The organism is Streptomyces lushanensis, assembly GCF_001700515.1.
In the GTDB taxonomy this organism is placed as follows: domain Bacteria; phylum Actinomycetota; class Actinomycetes; order Streptomycetales; family Streptomycetaceae; genus Streptomyces; species Streptomyces lushanensis.
In genome coordinates, this window is the sequence record NZ_MAUD01000441.1 from 1 (window position 1) to 4,876 (window position 4,876).

4 protein-coding genes and 1 pseudogene are annotated in these 4,876 nt (G+C 72.9%); 3 read left to right on the plus strand and 2 right to left on the minus strand.

The window, feature by feature from the left end:
• Positions 1-102: 102 nt before the first annotated feature.
• Both BFF77_RS28990 and BFF77_RS28995 read right to left on the minus strand, forming a co-directional pair.
• Positions 103-1,602, minus strand: coding sequence for an ankyrin repeat domain-containing protein (locus tag BFF77_RS28990; RefSeq protein ID WP_066955727.1), 1,500 nt, complete (start codon positions 1,600-1,602; stop codon positions 103-105).
• Positions 1,603-1,628: 26 nt separating this feature from the next.
• Positions 1,629-2,552, minus strand: a complete 924-nt coding sequence (locus tag BFF77_RS28995; protein ID WP_066955730.1) for a hypothetical protein — start codon at positions 2,550-2,552, stop codon at positions 1,629-1,631.
• Positions 2,553-3,041: 489 nt separating this feature from the next.
• Here BFF77_RS28995 and BFF77_RS29000 point away from each other — a divergent pair, with 489 nt between their 5' ends.
• The 3 genes and pseudogenes from BFF77_RS29000 to BFF77_RS29010 form a co-directional block, all read left to right on the plus strand.
• Complete coding sequence (locus BFF77_RS29000) at positions 3,042-3,857, plus strand: S1 family peptidase (protein ID WP_066955733.1); 816 nt, start codon at positions 3,042-3,044, stop codon at positions 3,855-3,857.
• Between the two features lie 168 nt (positions 3,858-4,025).
• Positions 4,026-4,403, plus strand: coding sequence for a chorismate mutase (locus BFF77_RS29005; protein ID WP_066955736.1), 378 nt, complete (start codon positions 4,026-4,028; stop codon positions 4,401-4,403).
• A 180-nt stretch (positions 4,404-4,583) separates the two neighbouring features.
• Positions 4,584-4,876 (plus strand): annotated as a pseudogene (locus BFF77_RS29010) (aminopeptidase N); the annotation flags it as partial.

A 4,876-nucleotide genomic window follows, 5' to 3' on the forward strand; every position in this document is an offset into this window, starting at 1 on the left:
GGCCGAACACCGCTCGGCCGGGCACCAGGGACCGACCGAGCGTCAAGGACCGGCCGGGCGGCGCCGCCCGGCCGGTCCCTTCATGTACGGGACCGTGAGGCGTCAGTGGCGGCGGGGGAGCGTGCGTTCCAGTCGGCGCCGCTCCGGGCCCTCGCGTACGTACCGCACCGCGTCCGCCGCGGTCTCCCGGGCATAGCCGCCCGGGTCCTCGTCGGTGAGGATACGGGCCAGCGCGTCGATCGCGCGCGGATCCTGACGTACCGCCAGACCTCTGGCCGCCCTCGCGGCCGTCTCGGCGTCCGGGTCGTTCAGCCGCGCCGCCAGCGCCTCACGGATCTCGCGCGTGTCCGCGTCCACATCCGCCAGGGCCAGCACCGCGCGGTCCCTGACCGACGCGTCCGCGTCCCTGCTCAGCAGGGTCAGCGCCCAGACGCCGTCGCGGTGATCGCCCGGCACCAGCCCGGTCAGGGCCAGCGCGGTCCGCCGTCTGACGCCCGTGTCCGGGTGACCGGTGTGCCGCAGGATCTCCGGCAGCGCGGCGGGATCGGCGTGCTGCCCCAGACCCGTCACCACCGCGCGCACCAGCTCGGGCTCCACGGCCCGCCGCGACAGCTCGCGCAGCAGCGGCACCGCGCGCTCCGTGAAGGGGCTCGCGCCGTCCACCGCGCCCAGCCGCGCCAGTACGTCCGCGCCGAAGGCCTGCCGCAGCGGCTCCTCGCTCGCGCACCAGGCCGCCGCCGCCTCGAAGGTCGCCTCGTCGCCGCGCAGCCACAGCGCCGACACCGACTCGACCCAGTCGTCCCGGCCCGGATCGCCACTGTTCAAAGCGCGCCGCGCCAGCTCCTCGTACGGGGTCGGCAGACCCAGCTCCGCCTCGAGGATCGTCGCGACGGCCGCGTGCCCGGTGCGCTGCTCCTGTCCGGCCACCGGCACGCCGTCCCGCAGCAGTTCGACGACCACGGTCACCGAGCCGCCCTCCTCGATCCGGCGCACCACCGTCTCGTATCCGTCGCCGTGCGCGCGCGCCAGCCCGTCGCGCAGCTCCTGCTCCACATCGAGCGCCATCCAGCGCCGCGCCTCGGCGAGCACCTCCGTGCGCGCGCTCGCGCCGTACCGCAGCAGGACCCGTACGGTCGACGGAGAGCCGTGGCGGGCGGCCAGCAGCAGGGGCGACTCCTCTCCGGGGCCCGGCAGATCGGGATCGGCGCCGTACTCCAGCAGGGCCTCCACCGTGTCCGCGAACCCCTGGCGGACCGCCCAGACGACGGCCGTGAGATCGAACGCCTCCCGGCTGTCGGGCCGGGCCCCGGCGGTGAGCAGCGCCCGTACCACCTCGGTGTGCCCGCCGCACGCGGCCCCGCACAGCGGCAGGTCCCAGCCCTCCTGTCCGCTGGGCCGGTTGGGATCGGCGCCCGCCGTGAGCAGCAGCCGCACCGCCCCGGGCCGGTCGCTGACCGCCGCACGGTAGAGAATCGTTTCGCCGTCCTCGTCGGTGGCCTCGGCGGGCACGCCCGCTCTGAGCAGCCGTACGACGGTGTCGTCGGCACCGTCACCCACCGCCTCGAACAGGTCGGTGACGCCCGCCTCCGGCTCTTTCGTCATGCTTCGACTCTACGTTCCACCCTCGGTCAGGTGTCGCAGTCCAGGACCGTACGGCACAGTCCGCAGCGCGCCCGTACCCGGCCGCGGACCGGGATCCGGATGCGCTGAAGGCAGGTGGGGCAGGGGAACGAGACGCGCAGCCCGTCCGGCTGCCGTTCGAAGGCGTACGGCGCGGAGGGGTCTCCCGGCGGGTCTCCGGCAGGCGCGCCGAAGTGGCCGCCGCCCGGGTGGTCGAGCGCGTAGCGGCGGTCCTTCGCGTACCGGTGGCGGCCCGTCCAGCCGGCGGTCGTCAGCGGCGGCTGCTGCTCGTCGCGCAGCGCCTGCGCCCTGCCCTTCGTGTACGAGGTGTATCCCTGCGGACTGGTGAACCAGATCCGGGGGTCCTCGTCGAAGACCAGCGCCCGCTTGGCGAGCACGTAGCCGAACTCCTCGGGCGTGAGATAGCCGAGCTTCTGACTGGAGTCGCGGTCCTCGCGGTAGGCGTCGAGCAGCAGCCAGCCCGCGCCCAGATAGGTGGTCGCCGTGTCGGTGAGGATCTCGTTGTCGTGGGTGCCGGGAAAGCTCAGCCCGAGCCGGTGCAGCAGGACATGGGTGATCTCGTGGGCGAGGGCGGCGCCGATGTCACGGCGGTGGGTCCGGAAGCGGTTGTTCAGCTCGATGAAGTACTCGGGGCCCGCGGCCAGCTCGACGCTCGCCGCCTGGTCCATCTCACGGAAGCTCACGATCATGCGCGCGTCGGGCAGCCGGAGCTGCTGGACCAGGGCGTGCGCGACCCGCTGGGTGCCCAGATGGAGATCGTCCAGATCGGAGAAGGCGACATCGGCCGGGGCGACGCTGGGCGTGTACGGGCGGATGCCCTCGGGCGAGAGCCGCCGGTAGAGCGCGGTGATCGCCGCCCGCACCGTGTCGAGATGCGGATACCCGTGCGCGACCTCGCCGCCGTACGTCACGTCCGTAACCCCCTGCGAGGACGGTCAACCCGGTCAACCGGAATCCACTCTACGGGGCGGTCGCGACGATCCGTGGAGGCGGACCGGGGCGGGGCCGGAGCGGGGACGCACGCGGATGGCACACGGAGTGCGCACAGACGCCTCACGGGCGGTGCACGGGTGGCACACGGACCACATTACGGGCACGACGGGGGCGGACGATCCGCCGCAAAGCGCGCCGTACCTCCCGCCGGTGTCCGATCACCGGACACCGACCGGCATATGCGCCCCCGTCCTGGCCGAAAACAGGTTCTTGTGGCGTGGCTGAACTCCTCCCCATAATCCGGATCACGCTTTCTTGTCGGGCCCATGTCAGACCAGCGCAACGCGCGTTGATCCGGCACCGGCGTGACAGCCGACCTCACGCACAGCCGTCGAGACGCACAGCCGTCGAGACGTCCAGCCATCGAGCACCACGCCCACCACCAGCCCCCCACGAAAGGCAGCCCGATGAAGCTTCTGAGTGCCCTCAAGAGATCTGCCGCCGCCGGCGCGGTCGTCCTCGCCGCCTTCAGCCTCAACCTGTCCACCGCGTCCGCCGCGCCCTCGCCCGCGCAGGTCGCGGGGACCCGCGCCGCCGCGCCGGTCGCGCCGCCCGTCGTCGGCGGCACCCGCGCCGCGCAGGGCGAATTCCCCTTCATGGTCCGGCTCTCGATGGGCTGTGGTGGCGCGCTGTACTCGCCCACCGTCGTCCTGACCGCCGCCCACTGTGTGGGCGCGTCCGGCAACAACACCAGCATCACCGCCACCGCCGGCGTCGTCGACCTCAACAGCACCAGCGCCATCAAGGTCCGGTCCACCAAGGTGCTCCGCGCTCCCGGCTACAACGGCGCCGGCAAGGACTGGGCGCTGATCAAGCTCGCGCAGCCCATCGACCTGCCGACGCTGAAGATCGCCACCACCACGCAGTACAACACCGGCACCTTCACCGTCGCCGGCTGGGGCGCGGCCACCGAGGGCGGCGCCCAGCAGCGCTACCTCCTCAAGGCGAACGTCCCCTTCGTCTCCGACGCGAGCTGCAACGCCTCGTACGGCGGCGACATCATAGCCGGCGAGGAGATCTGCGCCGGCTACGCGCAGGGCGGCACCGACACCTGCCAGGGCGACTCGGGCGGCCCGATGTTCCGCCGCGACAGCGCCAACGCCTGGATCCAGGTCGGCATCGTGAGCTGGGGCAACGGCTGCGCCCGGCCCAACTACCCCGGTGTCTACACCGAGGTCTCGACCTTCGCCTCCGCCATCGCCTCGGCCGCGTCGACTCTCTGACCCCCGACGTGAACCGATAGGGCACTGAACAGGGGTGGGTACGGCGCGCGGGAGCGCCCCGTACCCACCCCCGCGCCATGACGCGAGGCCCCGGCGGCGCGGCGGCCGGATCCCGCATCCTGATCACCGGCCCGCCCCGGCGCCCCGGGCCGTCTAAGCTGCCGGACCATGACCACGAGCGACCCCGGCACCGACGGGCCCGGCACCGAAGACTCCGGCACCGAGGACCCCGTACGCGCCGAACTGAACCGCCTGCGCGAGAGCATCGACAACATCGACGCCGCCGTCGTCCACATGCTCGCCGAACGCTTCAAATGCACCCAGCAGGTCGGCCTCCTCAAGGCCGCGCACCACCTCCCGCCCGCCGACCCGGCCCGCGAGTCCCGCCAGATCACCCGGCTCCGCCAGCTCGCCGAGAGCGCCCGGCTCGACCCGGCCTTCGCCGAGAAGCTCCTCACCTTCATCATCGCCGAGGTGATCCGCCATCACGAGACGATCGCGGGCGAGACCCGGGACAACGGCGCCGAGGCCACCGAGCACGCGTAGCCCGCACGCGACGCACGCGGGGCTCCGGTCGCGCGGAGCCCGCGCGGAACTCCGGCCCCGCCCGGCTCCGGCAACGGACAGCTCCGGAGCTCCGGCCGCCCGGAGGGCGCGCGGCGCGTGCGCTGAGAGCGGAAAGATCCCCACTGTGCGGCCCGCGCCCCATCGGGCAGCATGTCCCCCATGTCCGTACTGACGCGCGACGAAGCGCAGATCCGAGCCCAGTTCCTCGATGTCCACCGGTACACGATCGCCCTCGATCTGACCACCGGCGAGAACACCTTCGACTCCCGTACCGTCATCCGCTTCACCACACGGGCCGCCGGAGACACCTTCGTCGAACTCAAGCCCGCCGCGCTGCGCTCCGTCACCCTCGACGGACGGACACTCGACCCCGCCGGACTCAGCGGCAACCGGCTCGCGCTCACCGGACTCGACGCGCAGAACACGAACTGCGCGTCGAGTCCGGTGAGCGC

Bases quoted from the DNA above. Each gene is read 5' to 3' on its own strand.
- BFF77_RS29005 (WP_066955736.1), top strand. From the start codon at position 4,026: ATGACCACGAGCGACCCCGGCACCGACGGGCCCGGCACCGAAGACTCC.
- BFF77_RS28990 (WP_066955727.1), bottom strand. From the start codon at position 1,602: ATGACGAAAGAGCCGGAGGCGGGCGTCACCGACCTGTTCGAGGCGGTG.
- BFF77_RS29000 (WP_066955733.1), top strand. From the start codon at position 3,042: ATGAAGCTTCTGAGTGCCCTCAAGAGATCTGCCGCCGCCGGCGCGGTC.